Below are 255 nucleotides of genomic sequence, written 5' to 3'. Positions count from 1 at the left end.
ACCGCACCCTCGTGTACGGCACCGGCGGCTTCGCCTACGGCTCCGGCAGCGCCGACCGCTCCTTCGGCGGCTATGCCGGCAACGACAGCTTCCGCACCGGCTGGGCCGTCGGCGGCGGCATCGAGTACGCCCTGCCCACCGACTCGTTCCTGAACTTCTTCCGCTCCTCGGCCGTGACGCTCAAGGTCGAAGGCCTGTACGTCAACCTCGACCGCAACACCCGCAACCAGGGCGCGTTCGTCATCAACGCCGCCA

Annotated in this window: 1 protein-coding gene; it reads left to right on the top strand. The window is 69.0% G+C overall.

Features of this window, described 5'->3' with window-relative positions:
* Positions 1 to 255 (top strand): outer membrane protein (locus ACLBYB_RS33580; RefSeq protein ID WP_447701463.1); only part of this gene is annotated, 255 nt, incomplete at both ends.

Source organism: Methylobacterium sp. D54C (genome assembly GCF_053345595.1).
The sequence above is the reverse complement of the archived record's forward strand: the minus strand, read 5'-3'. Positions and strand labels throughout refer to the sequence as shown.